This window comes from Oceanospirillum linum (assembly GCF_001995095.2).
Classification (GTDB): Bacteria; Pseudomonadota; Gammaproteobacteria; order Pseudomonadales; family Halomonadaceae; genus Oceanospirillum; species Oceanospirillum linum.
In genome coordinates this window covers 11,850-36,775 of sequence record NZ_MTSD02000008.1, presented here as the reverse complement: position 1 = coordinate 36,775, position 24,926 = coordinate 11,850, and the positions used below count along the sequence as shown (strand labels likewise).

Sequence of the window (24,926 nt, the reverse complement as noted above, 5' to 3'; positions counted from 1 at the left end):
AGTCGTTAGCCAAAAACAAAAAAACGCTGCACTCAATTACGTAGTGCAGCGTTTTTTGATTGCCCCGCCAAGATACTGATCAGGTTAAAACGACGACTGGGACTGATAAACAACGACTTTATTTCTACCATCCTCTTTAGCCGTATAAAGCGCCTGGTCTGCCTGCGCCATCAGATCTTCCAGAGTCTCATCTTTGCGCATGCAGATCCCCATGCTCAAAGTCACTTTCAGGCTTTTCCCGGATATAGCAATTTCAGTATCTGAGATCAGAGCACGCAATTTATCCATACGCGCCAAAAGATCCGAGTCGCTAACTCCCCGGGTCAAAAGACAAAACTCTTCACCCCCAAGCCTTGCCATAAGCGCATTGCGCTGACTTTCAGTGCGAATGCAGTTCGCAACGACTTTCAATACCTCGTCCCCGATACTATGGCCGTACCGGTCATTGACCTGTTTAAAAAAGTCGATATCCATCATCACAAACCCCAACTCACCTGTCTCAGTGCCAAGCTGGGCGATCAACGCATCCGCAGCGGGATAAAAATACTGGCGATTGGGCATTCCGGTCAGAAAGTCTTTATAGGCTGCATCTTTCAATTCACGCACACTCAACAGAAGATCCATCATGTTATTGATGCGACTGTAGAACTCTTCCACAGTGAAGCCTTTATACATAAAGTCATTGGCTCCGCACTTTAGAATCTGTGCAGGAATCTGTTGATCAGTCTGGCCGGAAATTCCGATAATCGGCAGCTCTGTAGAGCTATACTGTTTTCGAATAATACGAATCACATCATAGCCACTCATACCAGGTAGCTGATAATCCATCATCACCATCGAAATATCACTGCGCCGACCTAAGATATCAACTGCCTGCTCTCCGGTATGAGCCACAACAACCTGATACTGCTGGCGCTCCAGAAGCGCAGAAAGGTAGGCGCAGTAAGTTGGTGCATCATCCACCACAAGCACCTTATGCTTGCGGTTGGAGATCAGTCTTCTGATCAGTGAAATGATACCTTCAAGGCCATCCTGGTCCTTAAAGAAATAGTCGATAACATCTCTGTCCATGACTAGCTGGCGGGTCTCCCGGTCCAGGGAGCTGGTTAGAGCAATAGCAGGAATTTTATATTCAGCAGCCAAGTCAAGCATGGCACCAGCAGCGGCATCCTCCAGCACCAGCCCGCTAATCACGGCCATGTATTCGCCCTGGTTTTGAGCCAGCAGTTGCTTGCCACCGGCGCAGTTTTTGACAGAATCAACTTGCAGCCCCTGAATCTGACTCATTAGAGTCTGCGCCAGAGCATCCCGGAAGAAAATAGAGTTATCAGCAATCAGCAAACGATGCCTGGTCAACATGCTTTAAGCCTTACACAGCCCCAGGATCAGGCGCCAATCGCAATGGGAATCATCAGTTCATGGGCCAGATAGGCCCACTGCTCCGGCCAGTTCTCCACCGGGGAGCGCCCCGTACGGGCATACTGCTGTATACGCCCCTCTACAATGGAGAGAAGCAGCTGAGACGTTACAGGAACTGGCATGCGGGTTTTCATTTTGTCGCGGATCTCAGCTTCCCGCAGGATCTGCTTAAGCTGAGTTTCCAGGCGTTCGTAAAACTGGGATACCCGACTACGCAGGCGCTCATTTTCACCTACCAGAGCCTCCCCGGTCAGAATACGGCATAACCCCGGATTCCGGTCGGCAAAGGCTAACACCAGCGTCAGGAGGTGCTCACAGCGATAAATAGCCTGCGGCTCATCCTGCAGAATACGGTTCACTCGACTGAAAACCGTATCTTCGATGAACTCTATCAAGCCCTCAAACATCTTGGCTTTACTGGCAAAGTGGCGATACAGCGCAGCTTCAGATAAGCCAACCTCTTTTGCCAGATTAGACGTTGTGATTCTGGCACCAGGGTTATTCTCAAGCATCTGAACGAGTGCTTGCAGAATCTGTTCCCGGCGAGATGATTTCGTGTGCTTCTGCTTACTATCCTGCGTCATGGCCTTTCCAGTTTTCCCAGCGTTTTTATCAATACCTTTACCGACCATCAGTCCTGATTGGTAATAAGAGTTCCTACCCCGGCATCGGTGAAGATCTCAAGCAGGGTCGCATGAGGAACCCGGCCATCAATAATATGAGAGCTTACCACGCCATTTTTCACGGCGCTCAGAGCACAACCAATTTTTGGTAGCATGCCACCGTAAATGGTGCCATCTGCAATCAGCTCATCAACCTGTGTTGTGCTCAACCCGGTCAGAATATCACCATTTTTATCCAGCAAACCGGCAATATTTGTGAGCAACATCAGCTTTTCGGCACCCAGAGCTTCAGCCACCTTACCTGCGACCAAATCTGCGTTGATGTTATAAGAACGACCATCACCATCCACACCAATCGGAGCAATCACAGGAATAAAGTCCCGCTGTACCAGCATATCCACTACATCAGTCTGAACGTTGGCTACCTCACCAACATGGCCGATATCTATGATTTCCGGGGCTGTCATTTCCGGGGTTTTATGGGTAACTTTCAGCTTTTTCGCTTCAATTAAGCCGCCATCTTTACCCGTCAGACCTACAGCTTTACCGCCCGCCTGATTGATCAGGCTGACAATCTCTTTATTGACCAAACCGCCAAGCACCATCTCAACCACATCCATGGTTTCTTCGTCGGTGACACGCATACCGTTAACGAAGCGGGATTCGATCTTAAGCTTCTCCAGCAATTCGCCAATCTGAGGCCCTCCGCCATGCACAACCACCGGATTAATGCCGACCTCTTTCATCAGCACCATGTCACGGGCAAACGAAGCCTTTAGCCCTTCGTCCGTCATGGCGTTACCGCCATACTTAATCACAATGGTTTTGCCGGAAAAACGCTGGATATAAGGTAAGGCTTCGCTAAGAACCTTAACAACCTCAATGGCATGTTCAGTCTTGGTGCTGGCGTTGTCACTCATGGAAGTACCTGTAAAACCTCTTAGTTATATTCTGAATCCCCTTCTCTGGCTTAAAAAGGGGTTACCGGAAAGGCGCTGCTTTTATTAAGAAACGGATCGGTTATTGGCGGCCGGAATGACCAAAGCCACCGGCGCCCCGATCAGAGGCGTCAAAATCATCAACGATATTCAGCTCAGCCTGAACCACCGGCACAAGTACATATTGAGCCAACCGCTCACCAGGCTCGAGAGTAAAAGCCGACTGCCCACGATTCCAGCAGGAGATCATCAGCTCACCCTGATAATCAGAGTCAATCAAGCCCACCAGATTACCCAAAACGATACCGTGCTTATGCCCAAGGCCGGAGCGCGGTAAAATCACACCCGCAAGCCCCGGATCACCGATATGGATAGCAAGACCCGTACCGATCAGCTGAGTTTCACCGGGCTGGAGCGTCAACGGCTCATCGATGCACGCACGCAGATCCATACCCGCAGAACCTTCAGTTGCGTAGTGCGGCAGCGGAAGCTCATGTCCAATTTTAGGGTTCAGGATTTTAACGTCGAGTGTACTCATCGATAGTTCTGCTCTTTTTTAGAAAATAAGAATTTTTCCGGTCTGGCCGGCTGAAATCCGCTCTGCACAATGAACCTCTGTACAACTGACCAGGAAGAACGTTAACAGCAGAAACGGCAAAAGCGCATCAAAAGAGGGCATTCAGGCTCCCGAAAGACCTACCCGATGCAGACTTGGTATTATAACGATTTCAGCGCTGACTGCTTGTTAAACTTATGCATCATCAGTGTTGCCCTGATGAAAACGATGGGCGATACAGAGGATCAGATCCTGTGCTAAATCTTGTTTAGCGGCCTGTTCGGGGCTATGGGACTGAAGGGTACTCTTTTCCTGCCAAAGCAGCGTGACGGCATTCTGGTCGCTATTAAAGCCTATATCAGTACGGGAGACATCATTGGCAATAATCATATCCAGGTTCTTGCGTACCAGCTTATCGGCTGCATAGGCCTCCACATCCTGAGTTTCCGCAGCAAAACCGACGGTGAAGGGGCGCTGAACATGCCTGGCAACCGTGGCAACAATGTCAGGGTTCTGCACCAGGTGCAGCACCAGATTATCCTGCCCAGGCTGTTTTTTCATTTTTTGATCTGCCACATCAGAGGGACGATAGTCCGCGACAGCAGCCGCTGCGATAAAAATATCGGTTTCTCCAATAACGGAAAGGCTGGCATCCAGCATCTGCTGCGCGCTCTGCACAGAGGTCAGGTTCACCCCTTCCGGTGCCATGACCTGAACCGGCCCGGCGATCAGGTTCACCTTAGCACCCGCATTAAGCGAGGCCTGCGCTAGCGCAAAACCCATTTTGCCCGAACTGTGATTGCTGATATATCGCACCGGGTCAACCGCTTCTCGTGTTGGACCTGCCGTAATTGTAACGGTTTTCCCCGCCAGCAACCCTCTGAAGTCATGCCGCACAGTCTCAGACAGGAGTTCAGCCTGAGGCTCAACCGCAGCCTTGCTAATCAGAGTTACCAGGGCTTCCGGTTCCAGCATACGGCCAGGGCCAACATCACCACAGGCTTGCTCACCCTGCCCCGGACCCAGAAGTTGGTAACCATAACCGGCCAGCCGTTTTGCATTTCCCTGGGTCGCAGGATGACGCCACATCGCCTGGTTCATTGCCGGGGCCAGCAAAACCTTAGCCTCAGTTGCCAAACACAGCGTTGTCAGCAGATCATCCGCCATACCGGATGCCAGGCGCGCCATTACATCTGCACTGGCCGGAGCAATCACTATCAGGTCTGCCCATTTTGCCAGCTCGATATGCCCCATACCGGCCTCAGCCTCCGGGTCAAGCAGATGAGTATGCACCGGATTGCCCGACAGCGCCTGAAACGTCAGAGGTGTTATAAAAGCCTGTGCACCCTCGGTCATAACAACGCGAACATCTGCACCGGCCTTGATCAGCAAACGGGTCAGCTCAGCGGATTTATAAGCAGCAATACCACCACTGATACCCAACAGAATACGAACCTTAGCCAACATAATAACCACACTCTCTGTTTATAAATTCCTGGCCCAGGCTATAAACCCCAAACCCAGGCTACCTGGTCAGACCCGAGTTCAATGATCAAATGAACCAAACTGACCCAAAGCGCAACAAGATAGCATGCGCACTGTTAAGCCGTCAGCTACTCCCCTCTGATCTGAACTTGCCTTAACCGGAATTTCGGTCAAAACTAACAAGCAATGGAGTACGTTCCCGTAGCCAGGAACAGAAAAAGTCATCAGGGAGGTGACGATGAGTCTTAAGGACTGGCCTGAACAGGAAAGGCCAAGAGAGAAGCTTTTGAAGCAGGGAGCTGGCGCACTCAGTGATGCTGAGTTATTGGCTATATTTCTTCGTACCGGCATTCCCGGCAAAAATGCGGTGGAGCTGGCCAGAGAGCTACTGATCGGTTTTGATGGTCTTCGGGCTCTTCTGGAAGCAGACCTGAAAAGTTTCTGCAGTCATAACGGTCTTGGCCCGGCAAAGTTCGTTCAGCTGCAGGCTGTTCTGGAAATGGGTAAACGCCATCTGATGGCCCGACTGGAAAGCGGTGAAGCACTCACCAGCCCTGAGCTGGCAGAGCACTACCTGATCACCCAGCTGCGCCACGAACCCCATGAGGTGTTTGCTTGCCTGTTTATGGATAACCAACACCAGGTGCTCGCCTTTGAGCCACTTTTCCGCGGTACCATCGACAGTGCCAGCGTCTACCCCAGGGAGGTCGTTAAACGAGCTCTCGCCCATAATGCCGCCGCAGTCATCTTTGCCCACAACCACCCATCCGGTATCGCAGAGCCCAGTCAGTCAGACGAAAGAATCACCCACAAACTGACAAAAGCACTCGATTTAATTGATGTCAGAGTGCTTGATCACTTTATTATTGGTAACGGAGATACGGTTTCGCTTGCTCAACGCGGCCTGATGTAGATAATGACGCACTTCTGGCTGGTATTTCTTTGCCTCAACACAGAACATCTGTGGAAAACATAGAAAAACAGCCGCAAAACCACATATAACTTGTCAGCTAGTGGGCATTCTGATATAACAGTGCGCCTTTAAATTGATGGGTTGAAGCAGGGCGCCGTTTTTCCGGCTGATTCGCTGATTCCCCCAGGTTTCTTGAATAGTTAAGACGCCTAGCTAGCGGCTGGAGGCTAGAAAATGTCCAAAGTTTGCCAGGTTACCGGGAAGCGTCCTGTAACCGGAAATAATGTATCACACGCACAAAATAAAACGCGTCGTCGTTTTACTCCTAACCTTCACACGCACCGTTTTTGGGTTGAAGCCGAGAAACGTTTTGTGAAACTGCGCGTATCTGCCAAGGGCATGCGCATCATCGACAAGCAAGGTATCGAGAAGGTACTGGCTGACATTCGTGCACGCGGCGCTAAGCTGTAAGCTCGGAACAAAGGAGTCTAAATCATGCGTGATAAAATCAGAATGGTATCGTCTGCCGGTACAGGTCACTTCTATACCACAGACAAAAACAAGCGTACTACGCCAGACAAACTGGAAATGAAGAAATTCGATCCTGTTGTTCGTAAGCACGTTATGTACAAAGAAGCTAAAATCAAATAAGATTTTTTCTTCTGAAAAAAAGCCCGGCTTGCCCGGGTTTTTTTATGCCCGCATAATAGCCAACGTTACAACTGGGTTATTATCTCTCCTAACAGGAGTGCGCCATAAAGAGCCTGCCATGCCTGAATTACCAGAAGTAGAAACCACCCGAAAAGGCGTCAGCCCCTATTGCCTGAAGCAAAGAGTAAAACAGCTTATTGTTCGGCAGCCCTCCTTACGCTGGCCTATTCCCGGTGATCTTAGCGCACAGATCTGCGGCCAACAGATAAACAAGGTTGAGCGTCGGGGCAAGTATCTGTTGTTTCACTTTGATCATGGCACCCTGATCATGCACTTAGGTATGTCCGGCAGCCTCAGGGTTTTACTGGCTAATTCCGGTGGCGAAGCGGTTAACAAACATGATCATGTCGACATCATCATGGAAAGCGGCAACATCCTTCGCTATCACGACCCGAGACGCTTTGGCGCCATACTCTGGACTGATCAACCGGTTGAAGAGCACAAACTGATCGCTCATCTGGGGCCTGAACCCCTGTCAGATCCGTTTAATGCTGACTACCTGACACAACGTTGCACCAAGCGCAAAACCGCTATCAAGAGCCTGATTATGGACAGTAAAGTGGTCGTGGGTGTGGGTAATATCTACGCCAATGAGGCACTGTTTCTCTCCGGTATTCATCCTCAGCAGGCGGCTGGCAGCCTGAAACCGGAACAGTTGGCAAAGCTGACCCATAACATCAGAAAGGTACTGCAACACTCAATCGAGCAAGGAGGCACCACCCTGAAAGATTTTGTTGGTGGCGATGGCAAGCCCGGCTATTTTGCCCAGCAGCTGAACGTCTATGGCCGCGCAGGGTCAGAGTGCCTGCATTGTAAAACCGAGCTTAAAGAGATTCGTCAGAGTAACCGGAGCAGTGTCTTCTGCCCCCAATGCCAGCCCCTATAGAGCACCAACCACTTCGGGCCTGGCGTTCCGGCATCCATTTAACCATCATTGAGAAAGGATTAACCATGTACGCTGCGTTTAAGCATATCCACCTGTTAACCGTTGCCCTAAGTCTGGGCTTGTTTGCACTTCGCAGTGTCTGGATGCTGCTGGACTCTGCTCAGCTGAAAAAGCGCTGGGTAAAGATTCTCCCGCACGTAGTCGATACTCTGCTACTGATCAGCGCCATCGGCCTGATGTTTCAGATTCAGCAATATCCAATCACCCATGACTGGCTAACGGCAAAAGTCCTGGGGCTGGTGGCTTATATTGTGCTGGGTACTCTTGCTTTAAAACGGGGAAAAACCAAAGGAATCCGCGTGATCGCTCTGGTCGCGGCCTTAGGCGTCATCGCCTATATTGTAGGTGTAGCTATTCGCCATAATGCACTTTCCTGGCTGGCCTGATTTCAGGTCACCGGATTACGTTGATGATATGAAGTAAAAGGAATTCCGAACATGCGTATTGCTGTTTTCAGTGCCCAACCCTACGACAAACAGTTTCTGGAACAGGAAAATAGCCAGCATGGCTATGAGTTAAGCTACTTCGATCAACAACTAAACGAGGCTAATGCCGAGCTGTGCAAAGGGTTTGATGCGGTTTGTGCCTTTGTTAATGATGACCTGAGCGCCCCGGTACTGAACAGACTAAAGGCCCACAGGGTTAAATTTATCGCCATGCGCTGCGCCGGTTTTAACAATGTAGACCTGGTTACAGCCAAGTCTCTGGAGCTACCCGTAGTACGGGTTCCTGCCTATTCACCGGAGGCAGTAGCCGAGCACACTCTGGCATTGATTCTGACTCTGAACCGGAAAACCCATCGCGCCTACAACCGGGTTCGGGAGAGCAACTTTACCCTGAACGGCCTGCTGGGCTTTAACCTGCACGGCAAAACGGTTGGTCTGATCGGCACCGGTCAGATCGGACTGGCAACCGCTAAAATTCTCAACGGCTTTGGCTGTAAGCTGATCGCCTACGACCCCTACCCCAACCCGGAGTATGTCAGCCTGGGAGGCCACTACGTTGAGCTGGAACAGCTTTACAGTCGCTCTGACATTATCACGCTACACTGCCCATTAAATGAAGGCAGCTATCACCTGGTTGATGAAGCATCCATCAGCCGGATGAAAGAAGGTGTCATGATTATAAACACCAGCCGGGGCGGACTGGTGGATACTAAGGCTCTGATCGCCGGCCTGAAGAGCCGCAAGATTCAGGCCCTGGGGCTTGATGTGTACGAGCAGGAAAGCCAACTCTTCTTCCATGATCACTCCGGTAAAATCATAGACGATGAGTTATTTGAGCGTTTGCAGAGCTTCCCTAATGTACTGATCACAGGCCACCAGGGATTTTTCACTGAAGAAGCATTAACTCAAATCGCGGCGATAACACTTAACAACCTGACCTGTCTGGCGGGCGATCAACCCTGTGAAAACGAGCTGACCCACGCTATTAGCTAATGCTTCCGGGCCGGAAGCACAGCGCCTTGCTATGAGAAATATGCCTTGCTATGAAAATAGCAGGGCCAGACTACCCGGTAAGAACTGAAGCACAACAGGCAGGGTTACCATTGCCAGTAGAGTCTGCGCAGTGGTGATTGCAGCCATCAAAGGGGCGTGCCCTCCCAGCTGACGCGCCAGAATATAAGATGACGTTGCCGTTGGCATAGCTGCAAACAGCAGCAGCACCCCAATCTCCAGCTCACTCAGCCCCACCAGATAACCAATAACCGTCGCCACCAAAGGCATGATAAAAAGTTTAATCAGACTGGAGGAGATCAGCGGCCAGGAGGCTTCTCTGATAGACCTGAGATTCAAAGCAAAGCCTACGGCCAAAAGCCCCAAAGGCAAAGCAGCATTACTGATAATGTTAAAGGCAGCAGCACTCCAGCCCGGCAAACCAATACCTGTAATATTAAGCCCGATACCGACCACACAACCTACAATCAGCGGGTTCTTTGCAATCGCTTTCAGCGTGGCACCCAGGCCACTGCCGCTTTGCCCCACATAGAGCGTAAAGATAAACACGCAGAAAACATTGATAAGAGGAATCATAATCGCCATGGCCACAGCCGCGATTGTAAGGCCCGCCCCACCATACAGTGCTTCAGCCGCAGCCAGCACCACATAGGTGTTAAAACGCAGCCCTCCCTGATAGACGGAAGTAAAGACAGGTCCCGACCGGGTTAATAACGGTTTTAACACCACCACAAAAGCCGTCATCGCAAACAACAGCAATATAATCGCCAGCGCTACCTTATCCACCGCAACCTGATCAATACGGGCATTCGCCATCTTGCTGATCAACATCACCGGAAAAAGGAAAAAATACGTAAAGCGCTCGACTAGTGGCCAAAAATCGCCACCGGGAAAACGAAAAATATTCAGCAATGTTCCGGCCATAATCACCATAAATACCGGAACCAGCGCATCAATAATTAGCATAACATCCTCTTCTCAGGAAAAAGTATCAACACTCTATAATAGAGAGCAGCGCCAGCACTGTGGTATTGGCGCAGTCTACCTAAGGCCAGCAGCAAGGCCAAGCAGACAGTACTTACTCTAAGGCCAGCCTGCACCAAACATAAAACCGATATTTTTTTGACACGACGCAACGCTCAAACACTTTTCCTCCGGAAGAAAAAATATGCGGCAATTAGTCACACGGTTTTTAGATCGGTTTTGGTTAGACTTCACTCTCTTAAATGGCGCATACCGTGAAAGCATATGCTCTGCTGAAACAGGCAAAAACTAATTTATGTCGACCAAACAACTCAAGCTTCTCTGGACACTAACCATAGCCGCTTTGCTGGTGATGCTGCTCTATCTGGCCAATCACCTGAGCGCCCTGATGGATATTGATGAGAGCAAAATGCCAGGCTGCACAATGGAGCAGGGAAGCTGTACTGTAACCCTGAGTAGTGGTGATTCCGTTCGCCTGTCAGTCTCTCCCTGGCCGGTATTAGCATTGAAGCCTGTCGAGTTCAGTATCATGGCTGACAATGTACGCCTGACCTCAGCAAAGCTGGCTCTGACAGGCCGGACTATGTATATGGGCATTCATCAATACACATTACGCCCATTCTCCGATAGCAATACTCTCGCTGTAAATGGCACCATCAGCGTTTGTACCGAGAAGGTGATGCCCTGGAGAGGAAGGGTGGAACTGGAAACTGACCGGGGTACAGAACATATTTGGTTCGACTTTGATGTCCTGCAGATGTGAACTATCTGACAGATATCCGATCTGTCTGGGGCAACTTTTCGCTGCTGCCGGACTCTTTATAAAAAGCGATCTGTAAAACAAATCACCCTTAAGAGCCAGAGGTCCTTTTCATGTAGGATACCAGGCGGTATCAGCCCCTACCTCTTAGCGATGGAACAAACTTATGCTCAACAGTTTTAAGAAACATTTTTTCAAAGCTTTTCTGATGTTACTGCCTGTAGTGGCCTTGGTTGCCGGTATGGAAATGTATCAGAAGTACCAGATGAAAACCTCAGCCAAAGTCATGCAGATTGGCGGCGACTTTACACTGCGGTCTGCTGATGGCCCGTTCACGTTAAGTGATTATCCTGACAAGCTGAATGTTATTTACTTTGGTTATACCCAGTGCCCGGACATCTGCCCAACGTCTCTGTCGGTTATGGCCCACGCTTTCAAACAACTCCCCCAGGAGCAGTTAACCCAACTGCAGGGCATTCTGATCAGCGTTGATCCTGAGCGCGACTCCCTGCAGCACCTGAAAAGCTATACGCAGTTTTTTCACTCCCAAATTATCGGCTTGACGGACAATCCTGAGAAAATTCTGGCCCTGTCAAAGAAATATGGAGCCTTCTATCAGAAAGCTCAGATCGACAACAGCGCCATGGGTTACACCATTGATCACACGTCTGTTTTTTATCTGACTAATGACAAGGGTGAAGTACTGGAAACAGTTAATCACTCTGCCTCACCGGATGCTCTGCTGGATGCTCTGAAACGCCAGCTCCGCTGATATGACTGAAAGACTTCTGAAACTCTTGTGAATAAAAAAGGAAAAAGCATGAAAAAATGGCTTACCGCTCTGGTCTTCGCTCTGATCACACCTCTGGCAATGGCTGCCAGTACGGTTGATGTAAAGAACCCCTACGCACGCGCCGTGCCTCCGGGACAATCTAACTCTGCAATCTTTATGATGCTGAAGAACAACTCAGCAGCAGAAGTTCGACTGATCCGAGCTCAAAGTAGTGTTGCCGACGCAGTAGAGCTGCATACCCATACGATGGATCAGGGTGTGATGAAAATGCGTCAGGTCTCTGAAATTGCTATTCCCGGTAACGGAATGACGCACCTAAAACCCGGTGGTTATCACATCATGCTGATTGGCCTGAAGCAAAATCTTTTTGAAGGTCAGAAAATATCGGTAAAACTCTACTTCAGCAACGGCAGTATGTCTGTGGTGAGCATGCCTGTTAAGAAAGTTATGGTCGGCATGAAAAATCACTCCCACTGATCCCTCTTCCGACTCTACTCGCCAAATAAAAAAGCGGCTCAGGGCTAACACCCTGAACCGCTTTTTTTATGCTCTGCAGTTCGCGAAATAACTAAACTGCGTCTGTACCGCTCTCACCGGTACGAATGCGAATCACCTGCTCCAGTGCAGAAACAAAGATCTTACCGTCACCGATCTTACCGGTATTAGCCACTTTCGTGATCACCTCAATCACCTGGTCAACCACATCATCACCAACAGCAATCTCAACCTTTACTTTTGGCAGGAAGTCCACAACATACTCTGCGCCGCGGTATAACTCAGTATGACCTTTCTGTCGGCCAAAGCCCTTTACTTCCGTCACGGTAATACCCTGAACACCGATCTCTGAAAGAGACTCGCGCACGTCGTCCAGCTTGAACGGCTTAATAATCGCAGTAACCAGCTTCATTGTTGTACTCCTGTGAAAACGGTCCCGGCCTCGTAAGCCGGTAAGAATTAGTGAACAGGTCTGGTGTGCATTCCCTGTTTAAACTGCCAATAGCATACTGCTATTGTCGACATTAAAAAAGGGTGCCCGTAGGCACCCTGAAGCTTTTTTGAGGTTAAAACCTCTTTATATTTTTCTTAATTTTTTATCGTTTTCCAGATCAAACTCTTATTTTTGTTCACTTGGTGCCCGGTTATTTAACCTTTGAATCATTGAGCACCTAACCTTTAACTACCCTTAGCCTTTAGTGAATTCAGGGTAAGCTTCCAGGCCACACTCCGCGATATCCACGCCCTCGTACTCTTCTTCTTCAGAGACACGAATACCGATAACTGCTTTCAGGATGCTCCATACGATCAGGCTTGCTACGAATACCCAGCCAAAGATAGAGATAATACCCAGTAGCTGTGCAGAGAAAGTTGCATCAGCATTGCTCAGAGGCACTGCCAGCAGACCCCAGATACCCACAACACCGTGTACCGAAATAGCACCTACAGGATCATCAATACGCAGCTTATCCAGCATAATGATAGAGAAGACAACCAGTACACCACCTACCGCGCCAATCAGAGTAGACGCCAGGGCTGTTGGAGCCAGAGGCTCTGCAGTAATCGCAACCAGACCAGCCAGGGCACCATTCAGCACCATAGTCAGATCTGCCTTACGGAACCACAGGCGAGCCAGGATCAGGGCTGCAATCGCTCCACCTGCTGCTGCTGCGTTAGTGTTAACAAATACCTGTGCAACAGCGTTTGCCTCACCCACATCAGACAGTTTCAGCTCAGAACCACCGTTGAAGCCGAACCACCCCATCCACAGGATGAAAGTACCTAAAGTTGCCAAAGGCATGTTGCTGCCAGGAATCGCGTTGATCTGACCGTTTGCACCATATTTGCCTTTACGGGCACCCAGTAACAAAACACCTGCCAGTGCAGCTGCTGCACCCGCCATGTGAACAATACCGGAGCCAGCAAAATCAGAGAAACCTGCTTCACTCAGGAAACCACCACCCCAGGTCCAGTAGCCGGACGTTGGGTAGATAAAGCCTGTCATAACCACTGCAAAAGCCAGGAAGGCCCACAGTTTCATACGCTCAGCAACCGCACCAGAGACAATTGACATAGCTGTCGCTACGAAAACCACCTGGAAGAAGAAGTCAGAACGTGCGGAGTAATAAGTATCACCACCGCTTGCCAAAACAGCTTCTGTTGCATTCTCTTCACCAATCAGGAAGCCCAGATTTGGCAAAATACCGCCTGCATCACCGCTATACATAATGAAGTAACCGCAAAGCAGATACATGGTACAGGCGATCGCATACAGAGCGATGTTCTTAGTTAAAATTTCAGTGGTATTTTTGGCACGAACCAGACCGGCTTCCAGCATGACAAAACCCGCCGCCATCCACATAACCAGTGCACCACAGATCAGAAAATAAAAAGTATCAATTGCATACTTTACTTGTACTAAATCTTCCATTGGGAAGGCCCTCCGAAGGCTAAATTCAGTTTTAAGCTAATGTGTCGCTTAGATTGCGTCAGTACCGCGCTCTCCGGTACGGATACGCACAATTTCTTCCAGAGCAGTGATGAAGATTTTGCCATCACCGATCTTGCCTGTATTTGCAGCGTTAGTAACCGCTTCAACCACCTGATCAACCTGATCTCCCGAAACTGCAACTTCCAGTTTCACTTTCGGCAGGAAGTCCACTACGTACTCCGCACCCCGATAAAGCTCAGTGTGGCCTTTCTGACGGCCAAATCCTTTAACCTCAGTGACCGTTATCCCTTGAATACCGATATCGGATAAGGCTTCGCGTACATCATCCAGTTTGAACGGCTTAATGACTGCAGTGACCAGTTTCATTGGTTTACCCCTACGGCACGTTTTACGTGCTTATCAGATTGAATTACTGTTCCAGTAATTTAGTTTTAAGCGTGGCTTCTCTCGGTGCACCGCTTGCTCAATGCACTATCGCCAACATACCCGGGATTCTGCACAGGTTGTGCCAAAAAGAAAAAAGCTATGTTTTTCATACAACTAGAAGTAAAAAGAACCTTTAAGCATGAGCTCAATGCACCAAAACAGAAAAAACATTGCACCGACAAAATTCCAAACAAAGGCCGCACGCACCATTGTTGTGCACACATAGTGCACCACAAGGCAACATAACCCGGTAAAACCGAAATCCAGTAAAAGAGCGTAAAGTGGTACACTCTCCAACCGGTTTTCTGACGAGTCATTTACTGAAAAACCAATGAAATAACACAACGATTGGGCACCTAAGATGTTAAAACCTGAAGTAATTGCTGAGTTCACCCGCCAGATGGGTGAAAAACTCTCCGGAGCGGGCCTGCCCGGCGACACTGAACTGAAGCGCCAAATGCAATCGGTAGCCGAGAATGTTTTTGCTAAACTGAATCTGGTAACCCGTGAAGAATTTGATATTCAGAGTGAAATTTTGCTACGCACCCGTGCTAAAGCGGACGCACTCGAGGCACAGGTTACTCAACTGGAAGCTGTTGTGGCGGAACTGGCAGCGAAAGATCAGCAGAAATAAACACTGCTAATCAGCCGACCGGAACGGCAGCTTCTTTTAACGGACGATAAAGAAGCAGGGCACGCCACTGCCCTCTCAACGCATAAGGAATCGCGCCATGACACTTGCGGTCATCTACAGTCGTGCTTCTGTGGGTATCGACGCCCCGGAAGTGCGCATCGAAGTACATCTCACCAACGGGCTGCCCGGACTCGCTATTGTAGGTATGCCTGAAACCGCCGTCCGGGAGAGCAAAGATCGCGTCCGCAGTGCTCTGATCAATGCAGGCTTTGAATACCCCCAACGCCGTATCACCGTTAACCTGGCCCCCGCGGATCTGCCTAAAGAGGGTGGCCGATACGACCTTGCGATCGCTTTGGGTGTATTAGCAGCGTCCAGTCAGATCCCGGCAGACCGTTTAAGCGACTTTGAATGCTATGGCGAGCTCTCTCTGTCCGCTGAATTACGCCCGGTCTCTGGCATTCTGCCTGCCGCTTTGGCATGCGCGAAGGCTGGCCGCACCATGCTGGTTCCCTCCGGTAACGGTGATGAAGCATCACTACCAGAAGCGAACAAAGTGATGACAGCCGCTCACTTATTGGCAGTAACCGCCATGCTCCATGGGCAAGAGGAGCTCCCGCTACACCAGCTTGAAGCCCAAAAGCGCCACACGAAGCTAAGAGATCAACCTGACCTGGCAGATGTAAAGGGACAGTTTCAGGCAAGGCGCGCTCTGGAAATCGCAGCAGCCGGTAACCACCACCTCCTGCTTGTTGGGCCTCCAGGAACAGGTAAAACACTCCTTGCCAGCCGCCTTGGGGGTATCCTGCCGAAAATGAGTGAACAGGATGCACTGGAGGTCATGGCTCTGGCTTCCGTATCCGGCCGCTTTTCCATGGATGAGTGGGGGCAGAGGCCATTCCGCAGTCCTCACCACACAGCCTCCGGCGTTGCACTCGTTGGTGGAGGTTCCCGCCCTAAACCCGGAGAGATCAGCCTGGCACACAATGGGATTCTCTTTCTCGATGAACTGCCGGAATATGATCGGCGTGTGCTTGAAGTATTACGGGAACCACTGGAATCCGGTGAAATCCATATTTCACGGGCCACCCAGCAGGTACGCTACCCTTCCCGCTTTCAGTTAGTTGCTGCAATGAACCCCTGCCCCTGCGGTTACTTTGGTGACAATCTGCGCGCTTGTCGCTGCACAGCTAAGCAAGTCAGAAACTATCAAAGTCGACTGTCCGGCCCACTATTGGACCGCATCGATCTGCAGGTGGCAGTCACCAGTCTACCCCCGGAACAGCTGGCCAATGTTAGCCCAGGCGAAAGCAGTCAACAGGTTCAGGCAAGGGTAACGGAAGCCCACCAGCGCCAATTAGCGCGCTCAGGAAAGAGCAACGCACAACTAACCGGCCGTGAACTGGATAGCCAGATAAATCTGCAGGATGATGCCAGCCAACTACTGCAGCAGGCGATGGAGCAATTAGGTTTATCTCCCCGCAGCTATCACAGGATTCTGAAAGTGGCCCGCACCATCGCCGACCTGGCCGGTGAAGAAACCGTCGGCGTACCTGCCGTATCAGAGGCGCTGGGACTCAGACAACTGGATCGCTATCTGCAGCAGCTCACTCACTAGCCATCAGGATCCAGGAGAAAAAACTCAGTCTTCTTTATATCGTTTTTTGCATAAGCAGTATGATCTTCACAAAGTTCACACTGCTTTTTTAACAGCCACTGGTACAATCCCTGTCTCGAAGATTTAAGCCCGTTTTTATCTCAGTTGGACCGGAACCCAATATGCTCTCTCGCCTGAATGATCGCCAACGTGAAGCTGTGGAATATGTCGGTGGCCCGCTTTTGGTGCTGGCCGGTGCCGGCAGTGGTAAAACCAGTGTCATTACCACCAAAATCGCCTACCTGATCAAAGAGAAAGGCATCAAAGCCAATAAGATTGCAGCCGTTACCTTTACCAATAAGGCATCCCGGGAGATGAAAGAGCGGGTAGGTAAGCTGGTGCAGGGCAAAGAGGCTCGGGGCTTAACGGTCTCGACCTTTCACAACCTTGGCCTGACCATTATCCGCCGGGAACACAAAACCCTGGGCTATAAAGCCGGGTTCTCTCTGTTTGATGATCAGGATACCAAGTCACTGATTAAGGATCTGATGCACAAGGATTTCCAGACCGATGCTGAAATTATCGGTCTGGTGCAACATATGATCTCCAACTGGAAAAATGACCTGATCGAACCGGAACAGGCGATGGGGCTGGCCCAGGATGACAGGGAAACCCTGGCTGCAGCGGTATACAGAGAATACGACCGTCACCTGCAGGCCTATAACGCCGTAGATTTTGATGACCTGATTCGTCTGCCGGTACGTCTGTTCCGTGACCATCCTGACGTACTGGATCGCTGGCAGAACCGAATGCACTACATGCTGGTGGATGAGTACCAGGATACCAACGTTAGTCAGTATCTGCTGGTAAAGCTGCTAATCGGCTACCGGGGTGCCCTGACCGTAGTGGGAGACGATGATCAGTCGATCTACGCCTGGCGAGGTGCCCGGCCGGAAAACCTGATTAAGCTGGGGGAAGATTTCAAAAACCTGAAAATCGTCAAACTGGAACAGAATTACCGGTCAACCTCACTGATTCTGCGCTGCGCGAATACTCTGATCGCCAACAACCCCCACGTTTATGAGAAGACCCTGTGGAGTAATATGGGCTCCGGCTCGCCCATACGGGTGATCAGCTGCCGTAACGAAGATGCGGAAGCTGAGCGCGTTGTAACCGAGATTCTGACCCATCGCATCAAAAACGATGGCCACTATAAAGATTTTGCCATTCTATATAGGGGCAACCACCAGGCCCGACTGCTGGAGATCAAACTGCAGGCGTATCAGGTACCCTACAAAATCAGCGGGGGCACCTCTTTTTTCTCCCGTCATGAGATCAAAGATATCATGGGTTACCTGCGTTTACTGGTAAACCCAGAGGACGATAACGCCTTTCTTCGGGTAATCAATATGCCCCGCCGGGAGATCGGCCCCTCTACGCTTGAGCGCCTGGGAACCTACGCCAACAGCCGACATATCAGCCTGTTTAACGCCTGCGACGAACTGGGGCTGGAGCAGTACCTCTCCGGCAAAGCTCTGGAGAAGCTGGGCCGGTTTAATCACTGGCTGCAGCAGACCATCAAACGCTGCGCCCAGGATGACCCCATCGCCGCCATCCGCCAGATGATTCAGGATATCGACTACGAAGCTTGGCTACACCAGAACTCCAGTTCACCGCAGGTTGCAGAACGGCGCATGGCCAATGTCTGGATTCTGGTGGACTCCCTGCGCGACACCCTGGCCAGAATGCAGGAAGAGGACGATGAAGCCACCATCGAAGATGCAATATCCCGCCTTGTACTGCGAGATATGCTGGAACAGCAGGAAAAAGAAGATGACTCCGACCGGGTTCAACTTATGACCCTGCACTCCGCCAAAGGGCTGGAGTACCCCCATGTTTATATCATCGGCATGGAAGAAGATCTGCTGCCACACCGCAACAGTATTGATGAAGGTAATATCGAAGAAGAGCGCCGCCTGGCCTACGTGGGAATAACCCGGGCCCGGGAAACTCTGACCCTGAGCTTTGCCAGCCAGCGCAAACAGTTTGGTGAAATGCTGAACTGCACCCCCAGCCGTTTCCTGGAAGAGCTACCGGAAGGTGATCTCGCATGGGAAGGCAAAGAGAATGCTCCCGACGAAGCTAAACGCGCCAGAGGGCATGCCGCACTGGACGCCCTTAAGAAACGCTTAGGGGGCTAACATGACGGTTTCCATCCAATAACCACGATAGCCACTGAAGATACAGGTCATACATAAAGCTATAAAAAAACGGCGCTGCTTTCAGGTTAAGCAGCGCCGTTTTTTAGTAGCTAACAGACTGTAAGGAAAAGGCTTACTTACTGCTTTCTACAATGTAATCAACGATAGCTTTCACTTCGTCGTCGCTCAAGGTCGGGTTACCGCCCTTAGCAGGCATCGCATTGAAGCCATTCAGAGCATGGTTATACAAAGTATCCATACCTTTACTGATACGAGGAGCCCATGCACCTGCATCACCTTTCTTCGGAGCACCTGCTGCGCCAGTATTGTGACACGCAGAACAAACCGTGCCATACAGATCTTCAGGTGATTTGCCACCGCCTGCTGCCGGAGCAGGAGCTGCACCACCACAATCCTGACCCTGCAGGCAAACATCACCCACCGGTGCCAGACGCTCTGCAATCGCTTCTTTAGACATTGCTGCCGCTTGTACTGATGTGCTCAGAACCGCGCCAGCCAGCACGCCCATAACACCCGCGATAATTCCGCTGCGTTTCACTCTCACCACCTCTAATCACTGATCCGTCAAAAAACAAGATTTGCTTTTTTTTCGGTGTGTATTCTATTAACCCTAAAAAACGGAAGTATAGCGGCAATTAGTCTTAGCGGAAATAGCCAACAAGGCGTATAGCCCGCTAAGCATCAGCTAATCCGCGGGAAAACCTACCCCGCAATAGCACCAAGTCCTAAGCCTGCATCAACCGTTACCCGTTTAGATCTTGATTTTAAAGCGCTTTCAGTAAAACTGTTTTGATCTCACAGGGGGTTCGCAGTAGACATCGGATCAATAACTCCATAAAATACACCGCACTGCCCGCTCGTAGCTCAGCTGGATAGAGTACCGCCCTCCGAAGGCGGTGGTCGCGCGTTCGAATCGCGCCGAGCGGGCCATTTAAAATCAAAGAGTTACGTGATTTTAAACATTCCTAAAAACTCAAAATTTGATCTCATCCCCACCACCATCCCCACCAATCTGCAAGACTGGTATTCCATACCAATTCAGTTAACTCGCACCGAATTATCTTAAAATAACCATGATGCATCATTTTTAGATGACTGATTTATAAGAATTTATGCAGGAAAAAGCGATTCGTTTACACTTTTTCCTACACTAGAATTTGGAGTGGGGGTGCTGGGTTGTCTGGGAAGAATAGATAGTTTAGAAACTGTCACTGTCAAAAGATAGAGAATCAACAAATTGAGACAACCGATAAGCTTCCGACTTGGTCAGATCTGAAGGTAGCTCCAGTGTTACTGTTAGATCAGGACGCAAAACATACGAATGCTCAATCATTTCATTAGCATCGATGTCAGGCTCATCAGCAATATCGTCCTCATCTGCCTCACCACTGGCAACCTCTGCAATCTTGGAGCTTTTAACAGCCCATACGAAACGTGATTTCCAGCCTCGGCGGCCTTCGACATATTTGCCACACTCGGCAGATTCAAGCGACCTAAATGCTGCAATTACTTCTGATTTTTTAAAATCATAACCATCACATTCCAAATGGTAGATCATGCGATGCAACAGAGTTTCATTCTGATTTCTCTCACGACTTGCCATTTGATCGCAAATTGCCTGTACCGCCTCGCTAGAATCATATATTGACTGTAAATATTCCCTATTCATTTTTCTCTCCTATTATTCAACTAGTTACGAAGTAATCAGCTCATTGCAACAACAGAATTAGCCAAGCGTTTCTCTTGGCCAAATTGAGTTGTGTAAAAGCGCTGTTCAATACCATAAACTAATAGCTTCAATTCTTCATCCGTTGATATTTCAAACTTTTGATTCTGTTTATCGAAATTCAGCTTCTGCTCGCAGTAACCTTCTATATATTCAAGCATATTGGTTTTGTCATCTGCTGACATCCCTTCAAGGGTTTTCATGGCAAGACCAATACGCTTTCGGTTAGGTTTTGAAACTTTTTCAACATCGTAGTCGTTACTCAGCTCTATAAATGACTCACCCAAAAACTGCTCAACTTCCTCTTTAGTCGCTTCTTTGTACAGTTCATCAATGCCTTTAAAAATGCTTGATATCGTTGCCAGATTTCTAAATACCAGGGTATCTGAGCCTTTAAAATACACAGCATCAGGCAAAGCGTTTATCACCAAACGGGTTTGGCTTTGTTCAAGGGTTGCCGCTTCGCCAAACACCAATGTTTTTCGCTTAACAAACAGGCTTGGGGTAATTTTTTGGAAATAAAAATCATCACCTTGAACAGAGAATAAATAGGCAATTTTTGAAAAGTTTTCTTTGGTTAAATCATCGTAATCTTTTGAGTTGTATACCTTCTTCAAAAGGTCAATACAGAACGCTTGGTTGCTAAAGCCTTCAATTTTGAACCATGAGTCTTCATCGAGGTTATGGTCAGGGTTGTATGGAACACAGGCTTCTAAATCGACTTTGACTGTATCAAATAGAGATTGATCAGAAACCAATTTGAAAATACGTTTTTTTGCTCTTGTTTTTATGTGTGCCAGTATATGGTCCATCACTATTCTCGCTCGATAAAGGTGTAATTGTTAATGCGGTACGCCAAGGGTATTTGAATATCATCAGGCTTTTTATAGCGCTCTTTACTAATCAGAAAAATTTCAGTGCCGTTTTTGGTGGTGATGTTGTAAAACTCATAACCAAACAACAAAAACAGTGGATTAAAGTAGAGTGCCTGCGAAAGAAAGGTGAATACGAACAACACCCCATAGACAAACCACAAGGTCTCGCAGTTATTAATGCTCAACGCCACAAAAAAGTAGCCCAAATAACTGGGTAGAAAACTGTTGTTGGCATGTTCAATACTGGCGACTTCACCCGCTTTAAACTCGTCTTTACCTAAATATTTACTTAGCCAAATACTCAAGCCCGTGGATAGAATCGGAATAGCTAAATAAAACAAATACGATACTGCGTTCGGAAGGGCTGCTGTCCAATCTAAATAATCCATACCACTTACAAAATGGCTCACTGTGATTCCTTTTTGCACCAAAAAGATAATCACCAACAGCGATGTGGCATTGAACGTAAGCAAAACCCGAAACGCAGTATTGATCATGATACGGTTACCTGGCCGTTCATTAACATGGGGAGAAGCCAGTCTCTAAGCGCAGAAAGCTGTTTACTCTCTTTAGTTGCTGCTTCAATTTTTTCGAAGGCAGGCTCTGCTATAGCAGCAAATTTATCAATTAATAAACGCTCTTTTGGTAGCGCAAGATTAGTGAATTCAATGTCATTGGATACGATCGAATTGAATACAGAGCCACTGGCTTTAACTTCAAGGTGGTGGATAAGTTCCTTGGTCAAGAAAAACAGAAAAGTATAGCTGACTCCTTCCCTTGCTTTCAAAGCGTAACATGATTGATTCATAGCCATCGGCACGGCATTGAGCGCCAACCGCCCTACAGATCCTCTTGCCGTTATAAACACGGTGTGTCGTTCGAATAGTCGGGTGCTGCTCTTTTTTAAGCCTTCATCTGTAATATAATCTTCTGTCGCTACCGAAAAGATATTTTTGTCTGAGTCGCTCGGTGTGAAAAAAGGGATTGTTCCATTCCAATATTCAGGTTTTGTTTTTGTAGGCGTCCCTCCACCGAGAAGATCCGCAATAGATAGTACATTTCTCGCTTCCCACCCCTCCGGTATTTCCCGCTTTAGGGTTGGGTTGTAGACCATTTTGCCGCCGGAGGTTTTATAGGGCTTGCCTTCCAGTTCGGGTTTGCCCATGGTGGCGGCTTGTTCTTTGCTGATGGGGAAGTCGAACTGTACAAACCAGTAGTCGTACAGGGTTTTGGCCATGGCTTCGAGCTCGGTATTGATGCGGTTATTGAGTTCGATTTTTTTGTCCAAAGCAGATAATACATTTGCGATTTTTATCTGTTTCTCGAAACAAGGGATAGGCAGCTCATATAATTTAAGGACTCCTTCATTAACTCTTTTCCTTCCAGATGTTCCTTCCATGCAGCTTATCGCCCGCGCTCTAAATGCAGGGCTTATAGCCAGGTAGTAAAGAAACTCTGGAAATGTTTTTTCTTTAGCTCGAAGCACAATATACTCGGACGAGCCAAATGCCACTTCACCATCAGATAAGATGTCAACGTATGCTGTTTTTCCATTTTCTAAACAAGGTGTTATCTTGGCCACCAACGTGTCGTTATTTCGAAACTTAGGGCCAGATTTGTACTCTGCCAGCTCATAACCAGAAATTTTCCTCTGAAACTCTTTGAGCATGTTCATAGGAACTTTCTTTGCAATATTTCCAACTGGCAACGATTCAGATGGGTTAAAATCAGCTATTTTGTTCAATTGAACCGGATTAAAATTATTCATATTTTAAGCCCCCCCAACTGCTTTTTGATCTCAGTTTCCAGTTCACGAGACTGGGAAAACAGACGTTCCAGATTGCTGGAAAAACTCTGCATTTTTTCGGCAAATTCTTCAGGGGTAATATCCACATACTCTATTTTGACATCGAAATACTGACCCGCGCTGAGCGAGTAGTTCTTAGCTTCGATCTCGTTGTAATCAACAACAACTGAAAAATCCTCAACCGCCTCTTTGGCATTAAAGGTGTCGATAATGTGCTGCTCTTCTTTAGCGGTGAGCACGGTTTTCTGGTTTTTTCCGTCTTTAATTTTCTCTCCCAAGTTCGAGGCGTCGAGCAGCACCACCTTGTCTTTATTGCTGTCATCGATAAATAGGATGGACACGTTAGTGCCGGTGGTGGCAAAAATATTGGATGGCATAGACACCACACCCGCCAGCATTTTGTTTTTTACCAAATGCTCACGGATTTTTTTATCAATACCCGATTGTGCGGTAATAAACCCCGTTGGTACCACGACAGCTGCTTTGCCGTTGGGTTTAAGTGAGGCAATGATATGTTGTAAAAACAACTGATAAATGGCCATTTTATCTTTTGCTTTCGCGGGTGCTTTAGGAATACCGGCAAAAAAGCGTTCTTTATTTTCTTTGCTGTCGAGCTCATCTCTAAAGTCGCTAAAATCCAGCTTAAACGGCGGGTTGGAAACAATGTAATCAAAGCGTTTTAGCTCTTTGCCATCTTTATGGTAAGGATGAAGCACGGTATTACCTTGGATCACATTCGGGATTGAGTGCACCAAGTTATTTAAGATCAGGTTTAACCGCAGCAGGTTAGAGGATTTTTGTGAAATATCTTGGGTGTAAATGCTACAGCGGTTTTCACCAATGGCGTGGGCAACGTTCATTAATAGCGTACCTGAACCTGCCGATGGGTCGTAACAGGCGACATTACGCACGGTGCCGCGTTGCTCTGTTGGCACCAGAATTTCCGCCATAATGCGTGCTACGGCATGGGGAGTGAAGTACTCGGCGTATTTGCCGCCGGAGTTGCTGTTGTAGTCTTTGATCAGGTATTCAAAGATGGTGGCGTAGAAGTCGAATTTTTGGGTAAAAATTCGCTCAAAGCTGAACTCGACCAGTTTATTGATAATGGCGCGGCAGAAGGCATCACGTTTTGAGTCGTCAGCAATGTATTGGCTAATACGGTCGAACAGCACCACTTTTGCACCGCCATCAGTTTTTACCGCGAAAACATCGTTATTAGTAATGGCAATGTCGATTAAGGTATCGTCAAATAACTTGGCAAAGTCCGGTGCGTTTTGTTGGCTAAACAGATAGCTGATAAAGTGCTGCGGGTTTAGCCTTGCGGTATCGCCGCCCATTTGCAGTTGCAGCATGTCGAGGTCGTCTTCTGACATGGCTGCCAGCGCTTCTTCCCACTTATCAGCCTTAGCGATGGTGTCGTCGATTTTTTTAGCTTCAAAGGCAAACTTGTCGTTTAAAAACTTATACAAAAAGGTTTGGGTAATGATTTTAAATTCATTTCCGTCATTACCTAGCCCATAGTTGGCACAGATGCTTTTTAAGCTATCAATTAAGGCTTTGGTTTTTTGCTGAAATTCTAATTCAACCATTTGGTTTTTTACTTCCTAA

At 48.5% G+C, this 24,926-nt stretch carries 27 protein-coding genes and 1 tRNA gene; 13 read left to right on the top strand and 15 right to left on the bottom strand.

Annotated features, from left to right (window positions below; translation table 11 throughout):
• Window positions 1-84 precede the first annotated feature (84 nt).
• The 5 genes from BTA35_RS14430 to coaBC form a co-directional block, all read right to left on the bottom strand.
• Window positions 85-1,359, bottom strand: coding sequence for a GGDEF domain-containing response regulator (locus BTA35_RS14430; RefSeq protein WP_078320526.1), 1,275 nt, complete (start codon window positions 1,357-1,359; stop codon window positions 85-87).
• 26 nt (window positions 1,360-1,385) lie between these two features.
• Window positions 1,386-2,003: a nucleoid occlusion factor SlmA gene (gene slmA, locus BTA35_RS14425; RefSeq protein ID WP_078320611.1), complete on the bottom strand. Its 618-nt coding sequence runs from the start codon at window positions 2,001-2,003 to the stop codon at window positions 1,386-1,388.
• A gap of 47 nt (window positions 2,004-2,050) precedes the next feature.
• Window positions 2,051-2,962, bottom strand: a complete 912-nt coding sequence (gene argB, locus BTA35_RS14420; protein WP_078320525.1) for an acetylglutamate kinase — start codon at window positions 2,960-2,962, stop codon at window positions 2,051-2,053.
• Between the two features lie 100 nt (window positions 2,963-3,062).
• Window positions 3,063-3,518 carry a dUTP diphosphatase gene (dut, locus tag BTA35_RS14415; RefSeq protein WP_078320524.1) on the bottom strand — a complete coding sequence of 152 codons (456 nt, stop codon included), beginning with the start codon at window positions 3,516-3,518 and terminating at the stop codon, window positions 3,063-3,065.
• Between the two features lie 213 nt (window positions 3,519-3,731).
• Window positions 3,732-5,003 carry a bifunctional phosphopantothenoylcysteine decarboxylase/phosphopantothenate--cysteine ligase CoaBC gene (gene coaBC / locus BTA35_RS14410; protein WP_078320523.1) on the bottom strand — a complete coding sequence of 424 codons (1,272 nt, stop codon included), beginning with the start codon at window positions 5,001-5,003 and terminating at the stop codon, window positions 3,732-3,734.
• 256 nt (window positions 5,004-5,259) lie between these two features.
• On the opposite strand from coaBC, the gene radC reads away from it, so the two are divergent.
• The 6 genes from radC to BTA35_RS14380 all read left to right on the top strand — a co-directional run bounded on the left by radC (window position 5,260) and on the right by BTA35_RS14380 (window position 9,030).
• Window positions 5,260-5,934: a RadC family protein gene (gene radC / locus BTA35_RS14405; RefSeq protein WP_078320522.1), complete on the top strand. Its 675-nt coding sequence runs from the start codon at window positions 5,260-5,262 to the stop codon at window positions 5,932-5,934.
• Window positions 5,935-6,168: 234 nt separating this feature from the next.
• On the top strand, window positions 6,169-6,405 hold the full coding sequence (rpmB, locus tag BTA35_RS14400) for a 50S ribosomal protein L28 (protein ID WP_078320521.1): 237 nt from the start codon (window positions 6,169-6,171) through the stop codon (window positions 6,403-6,405).
• Window positions 6,406-6,429: 24 nt separating this feature from the next.
• Window positions 6,430-6,585, top strand: coding sequence for a 50S ribosomal protein L33 (rpmG, locus tag BTA35_RS14395; RefSeq protein WP_078320520.1), 156 nt, complete (start codon window positions 6,430-6,432; stop codon window positions 6,583-6,585).
• Between the two features lie 118 nt (window positions 6,586-6,703).
• Window positions 6,704-7,531, top strand: coding sequence for a bifunctional DNA-formamidopyrimidine glycosylase/DNA-(apurinic or apyrimidinic site) lyase (gene mutM, locus BTA35_RS14390; RefSeq protein WP_078320519.1), 828 nt, complete (start codon window positions 6,704-6,706; stop codon window positions 7,529-7,531).
• A gap of 65 nt (window positions 7,532-7,596) precedes the next feature.
• Window positions 7,597-7,977, top strand: coding sequence for a SirB2 family protein (locus BTA35_RS14385; RefSeq protein WP_078320518.1), 381 nt, complete (start codon window positions 7,597-7,599; stop codon window positions 7,975-7,977).
• Between the two features lie 51 nt (window positions 7,978-8,028).
• Window positions 8,029-9,030 (top strand): 2-hydroxyacid dehydrogenase, encoded by a 1,002-nt coding sequence (locus BTA35_RS14380; protein WP_078320517.1) that lies wholly within the window; start codon window positions 8,029-8,031, stop codon window positions 9,028-9,030.
• Window positions 9,031-9,078: 48 nt separating this feature from the next.
• Here BTA35_RS14380 and BTA35_RS14375 read toward each other — a convergent pair whose 3' ends face one another.
• Window positions 9,079-10,014: an AEC family transporter gene (locus BTA35_RS14375; RefSeq protein WP_078320516.1), complete on the bottom strand. Its 936-nt coding sequence runs from the start codon at window positions 10,012-10,014 to the stop codon at window positions 9,079-9,081.
• Window positions 10,015-10,327: 313 nt separating this feature from the next.
• Between BTA35_RS14375 and BTA35_RS14370 the strand changes: the two genes are divergently transcribed.
• From BTA35_RS14370 to BTA35_RS14360, 3 genes are all read left to right on the top strand, one after another.
• Window positions 10,328-10,795, top strand: a complete 468-nt coding sequence (locus BTA35_RS14370) for a hypothetical protein (protein ID WP_078320515.1) — start codon at window positions 10,328-10,330, stop codon at window positions 10,793-10,795.
• Window positions 10,796-10,958: 163 nt separating this feature from the next.
• Window positions 10,959-11,564, top strand: coding sequence for an SCO family protein (locus BTA35_RS14365; RefSeq protein ID WP_078320514.1), 606 nt, complete (start codon window positions 10,959-10,961; stop codon window positions 11,562-11,564).
• A gap of 48 nt (window positions 11,565-11,612) precedes the next feature.
• Entirely contained in the window at window positions 11,613-12,062 is a 450-nt protein-coding gene (locus BTA35_RS14360) for a copper chaperone PCu(A)C (protein ID WP_078320513.1), read from the top strand.
• A 91-nt stretch (window positions 12,063-12,153) separates the two neighbouring features.
• Here BTA35_RS14360 and glnK (BTA35_RS14355) read toward each other — a convergent pair whose 3' ends face one another.
• From glnK (BTA35_RS14355) to glnK (BTA35_RS14345), 3 genes are all read right to left on the bottom strand, one after another.
• Window positions 12,154-12,492, bottom strand: coding sequence for a P-II family nitrogen regulator (glnK, locus tag BTA35_RS14355; protein WP_078320512.1), 339 nt, complete (start codon window positions 12,490-12,492; stop codon window positions 12,154-12,156).
• A 276-nt stretch (window positions 12,493-12,768) separates the two neighbouring features.
• Window positions 12,769-14,010 (bottom strand): ammonium transporter, encoded by a 1,242-nt coding sequence (locus BTA35_RS14350; RefSeq protein WP_078320511.1) that lies wholly within the window; start codon window positions 14,008-14,010, stop codon window positions 12,769-12,771.
• A gap of 48 nt (window positions 14,011-14,058) precedes the next feature.
• A complete protein-coding gene (gene glnK / locus BTA35_RS14345; protein ID WP_078320510.1) occupies window positions 14,059-14,397 on the bottom strand; it encodes a P-II family nitrogen regulator in 339 nt (112 codons plus the stop codon).
• Window positions 14,398-14,818: 421 nt separating this feature from the next.
• Here glnK (BTA35_RS14345) and BTA35_RS14340 point away from each other — a divergent pair, with 421 nt between their 5' ends.
• The 3 genes from BTA35_RS14340 to rep all read left to right on the top strand — a co-directional run bounded on the left by BTA35_RS14340 (window position 14,819) and on the right by rep (window position 18,889).
• Window positions 14,819-15,091 (top strand): accessory factor UbiK family protein, encoded by a 273-nt coding sequence (locus BTA35_RS14340; protein ID WP_078320509.1) that lies wholly within the window; start codon window positions 14,819-14,821, stop codon window positions 15,089-15,091.
• Window positions 15,092-15,188: 97 nt separating this feature from the next.
• On the top strand, window positions 15,189-16,709 hold the full coding sequence (locus BTA35_RS14335) for a YifB family Mg chelatase-like AAA ATPase (protein WP_078320508.1): 1,521 nt from the start codon (window positions 15,189-15,191) through the stop codon (window positions 16,707-16,709).
• 161 nt (window positions 16,710-16,870) lie between these two features.
• Window positions 16,871-18,889, top strand: coding sequence for a DNA helicase Rep (gene rep / locus BTA35_RS14330; protein WP_078320507.1), 2,019 nt, complete (start codon window positions 16,871-16,873; stop codon window positions 18,887-18,889).
• A gap of 133 nt (window positions 18,890-19,022) precedes the next feature.
• Here the strand turns inward: rep and BTA35_RS14325 are convergent, their stop codons facing one another.
• Window positions 19,023-19,448 carry a c-type cytochrome gene (locus tag BTA35_RS14325; RefSeq protein WP_238377608.1) on the bottom strand — a complete coding sequence of 142 codons (426 nt, stop codon included), beginning with the start codon at window positions 19,446-19,448 and terminating at the stop codon, window positions 19,023-19,025.
• Between the two features lie 315 nt (window positions 19,449-19,763).
• On the opposite strand from BTA35_RS14325, the gene BTA35_RS14320 reads away from it, so the two are divergent.
• A tRNA-Arg gene (locus BTA35_RS14320) sits at window positions 19,764-19,840 on the top strand.
• A gap of 268 nt (window positions 19,841-20,108) precedes the next feature.
• On the opposite strand, the gene BTA35_RS14315 is transcribed toward BTA35_RS14320, so the two are convergent.
• Genes BTA35_RS14315 through BTA35_RS14295 form a run of 5 tightly spaced genes read right to left on the bottom strand, consistent with a single transcriptional unit; the run spans window position 20,109 to window position 24,907 of the window.
• A complete protein-coding gene (locus BTA35_RS14315) occupies window positions 20,109-20,579 on the bottom strand; it encodes a hypothetical protein (RefSeq protein ID WP_139363674.1) in 471 nt (156 codons plus the stop codon).
• 35 nt (window positions 20,580-20,614) lie between these two features.
• Window positions 20,615-21,448 carry an ATP F0F1 synthase synthase gene (locus BTA35_RS14310; protein WP_078320505.1) on the bottom strand — a complete coding sequence of 278 codons (834 nt, stop codon included), beginning with the start codon at window positions 21,446-21,448 and terminating at the stop codon, window positions 20,615-20,617.
• A 2-nt stretch (window positions 21,449-21,450) separates the two neighbouring features.
• Window positions 21,451-22,008 (bottom strand): KwaA family protein, encoded by a 558-nt coding sequence (locus BTA35_RS14305; RefSeq protein ID WP_078320504.1) that lies wholly within the window; start codon window positions 22,006-22,008, stop codon window positions 21,451-21,453.
• Window positions 22,005-23,279, bottom strand: coding sequence for a restriction endonuclease subunit S (locus BTA35_RS14300; protein WP_078320503.1), 1,275 nt, complete (start codon window positions 23,277-23,279; stop codon window positions 22,005-22,007). The genes BTA35_RS14305 and BTA35_RS14300 overlap by 4 nt, the downstream gene beginning before the upstream one ends.
• Window positions 23,276-24,907, bottom strand: coding sequence for an HsdM family class I SAM-dependent methyltransferase (locus BTA35_RS14295; RefSeq protein ID WP_078320502.1), 1,632 nt, complete (start codon window positions 24,905-24,907; stop codon window positions 23,276-23,278). The genes BTA35_RS14300 and BTA35_RS14295 overlap by 4 nt, the downstream gene beginning before the upstream one ends.
• Window positions 24,908-24,926: the final 19 nt, after the last annotated feature.

What these genes read in the sequence shown, in the direction of transcription:
- BTA35_RS14430 (WP_078320526.1), bottom strand. Translation starts at nt 1,359, where the DNA reads ATGTTGACCAGGCATCGTTTGCTGATTGCTGATAACTCTATTTTCTTC.
- slmA (WP_078320611.1), bottom strand. Translation starts at nt 2,003, where the DNA reads ATGACGCAGGATAGTAAGCAGAAGCACACGAAATCATCTCGCCGGGAA.
- argB (WP_078320525.1), bottom strand. Translation starts at nt 2,962, where the DNA reads ATGAGTGACAACGCCAGCACCAAGACTGAACATGCCATTGAGGTTGTT.
- dut (WP_078320524.1), bottom strand. Translation starts at nt 3,518, where the DNA reads ATGAGTACACTCGACGTTAAAATCCTGAACCCTAAAATTGGACATGAG.
- coaBC (WP_078320523.1), bottom strand. Translation starts at nt 5,003, where the DNA reads ATGTTGGCTAAGGTTCGTATTCTGTTGGGTATCAGTGGTGGTATTGCT.
- radC (WP_078320522.1), top strand. Translation starts at nt 5,260, where the DNA reads ATGAGTCTTAAGGACTGGCCTGAACAGGAAAGGCCAAGAGAGAAGCTT.
- rpmB (WP_078320521.1), top strand. Translation starts at nt 6,169, where the DNA reads ATGTCCAAAGTTTGCCAGGTTACCGGGAAGCGTCCTGTAACCGGAAAT.
- rpmG (WP_078320520.1), top strand. Translation starts at nt 6,430, where the DNA reads ATGCGTGATAAAATCAGAATGGTATCGTCTGCCGGTACAGGTCACTTC.
- mutM (WP_078320519.1), top strand. Translation starts at nt 6,704, where the DNA reads ATGCCTGAATTACCAGAAGTAGAAACCACCCGAAAAGGCGTCAGCCCC.
- BTA35_RS14385 (WP_078320518.1), top strand. Translation starts at nt 7,597, where the DNA reads ATGTACGCTGCGTTTAAGCATATCCACCTGTTAACCGTTGCCCTAAGT.
- BTA35_RS14380 (WP_078320517.1), top strand. Translation starts at nt 8,029, where the DNA reads ATGCGTATTGCTGTTTTCAGTGCCCAACCCTACGACAAACAGTTTCTG.
- BTA35_RS14375 (WP_078320516.1), bottom strand. Translation starts at nt 10,014, where the DNA reads ATGCTAATTATTGATGCGCTGGTTCCGGTATTTATGGTGATTATGGCC.
- BTA35_RS14370 (WP_078320515.1), top strand. Translation starts at nt 10,328, where the DNA reads ATGTCGACCAAACAACTCAAGCTTCTCTGGACACTAACCATAGCCGCT.
- BTA35_RS14365 (WP_078320514.1), top strand. Translation starts at nt 10,959, where the DNA reads ATGCTCAACAGTTTTAAGAAACATTTTTTCAAAGCTTTTCTGATGTTA.
- BTA35_RS14360 (WP_078320513.1), top strand. Translation starts at nt 11,613, where the DNA reads ATGAAAAAATGGCTTACCGCTCTGGTCTTCGCTCTGATCACACCTCTG.
- glnK (WP_078320512.1), bottom strand. Translation starts at nt 12,492, where the DNA reads ATGAAGCTGGTTACTGCGATTATTAAGCCGTTCAAGCTGGACGACGTG.
- BTA35_RS14350 (WP_078320511.1), bottom strand. Translation starts at nt 14,010, where the DNA reads ATGGAAGATTTAGTACAAGTAAAGTATGCAATTGATACTTTTTATTTT.
- glnK (WP_078320510.1), bottom strand. Translation starts at nt 14,397, where the DNA reads ATGAAACTGGTCACTGCAGTCATTAAGCCGTTCAAACTGGATGATGTA.
- BTA35_RS14340 (WP_078320509.1), top strand. Translation starts at nt 14,819, where the DNA reads ATGTTAAAACCTGAAGTAATTGCTGAGTTCACCCGCCAGATGGGTGAA.
- BTA35_RS14335 (WP_078320508.1), top strand. Translation starts at nt 15,189, where the DNA reads ATGACACTTGCGGTCATCTACAGTCGTGCTTCTGTGGGTATCGACGCC.
- rep (WP_078320507.1), top strand. Translation starts at nt 16,871, where the DNA reads ATGCTCTCTCGCCTGAATGATCGCCAACGTGAAGCTGTGGAATATGTC.
- BTA35_RS14315 (WP_139363674.1), bottom strand. Translation starts at nt 20,579, where the DNA reads ATGAATAGGGAATATTTACAGTCAATATATGATTCTAGCGAGGCGGTA.
- BTA35_RS14310 (WP_078320505.1), bottom strand. Translation starts at nt 21,448, where the DNA reads ATGGACCATATACTGGCACACATAAAAACAAGAGCAAAAAAACGTATT.
- BTA35_RS14305 (WP_078320504.1), bottom strand. Translation starts at nt 22,008, where the DNA reads ATGATCAATACTGCGTTTCGGGTTTTGCTTACGTTCAATGCCACATCG.
- BTA35_RS14300 (WP_078320503.1), bottom strand. Translation starts at nt 23,279, where the DNA reads ATGAATAATTTTAATCCGGTTCAATTGAACAAAATAGCTGATTTTAAC.
- BTA35_RS14295 (WP_078320502.1), bottom strand. Translation starts at nt 24,907, where the DNA reads ATGGTTGAATTAGAATTTCAGCAAAAAACCAAAGCCTTAATTGATAGC.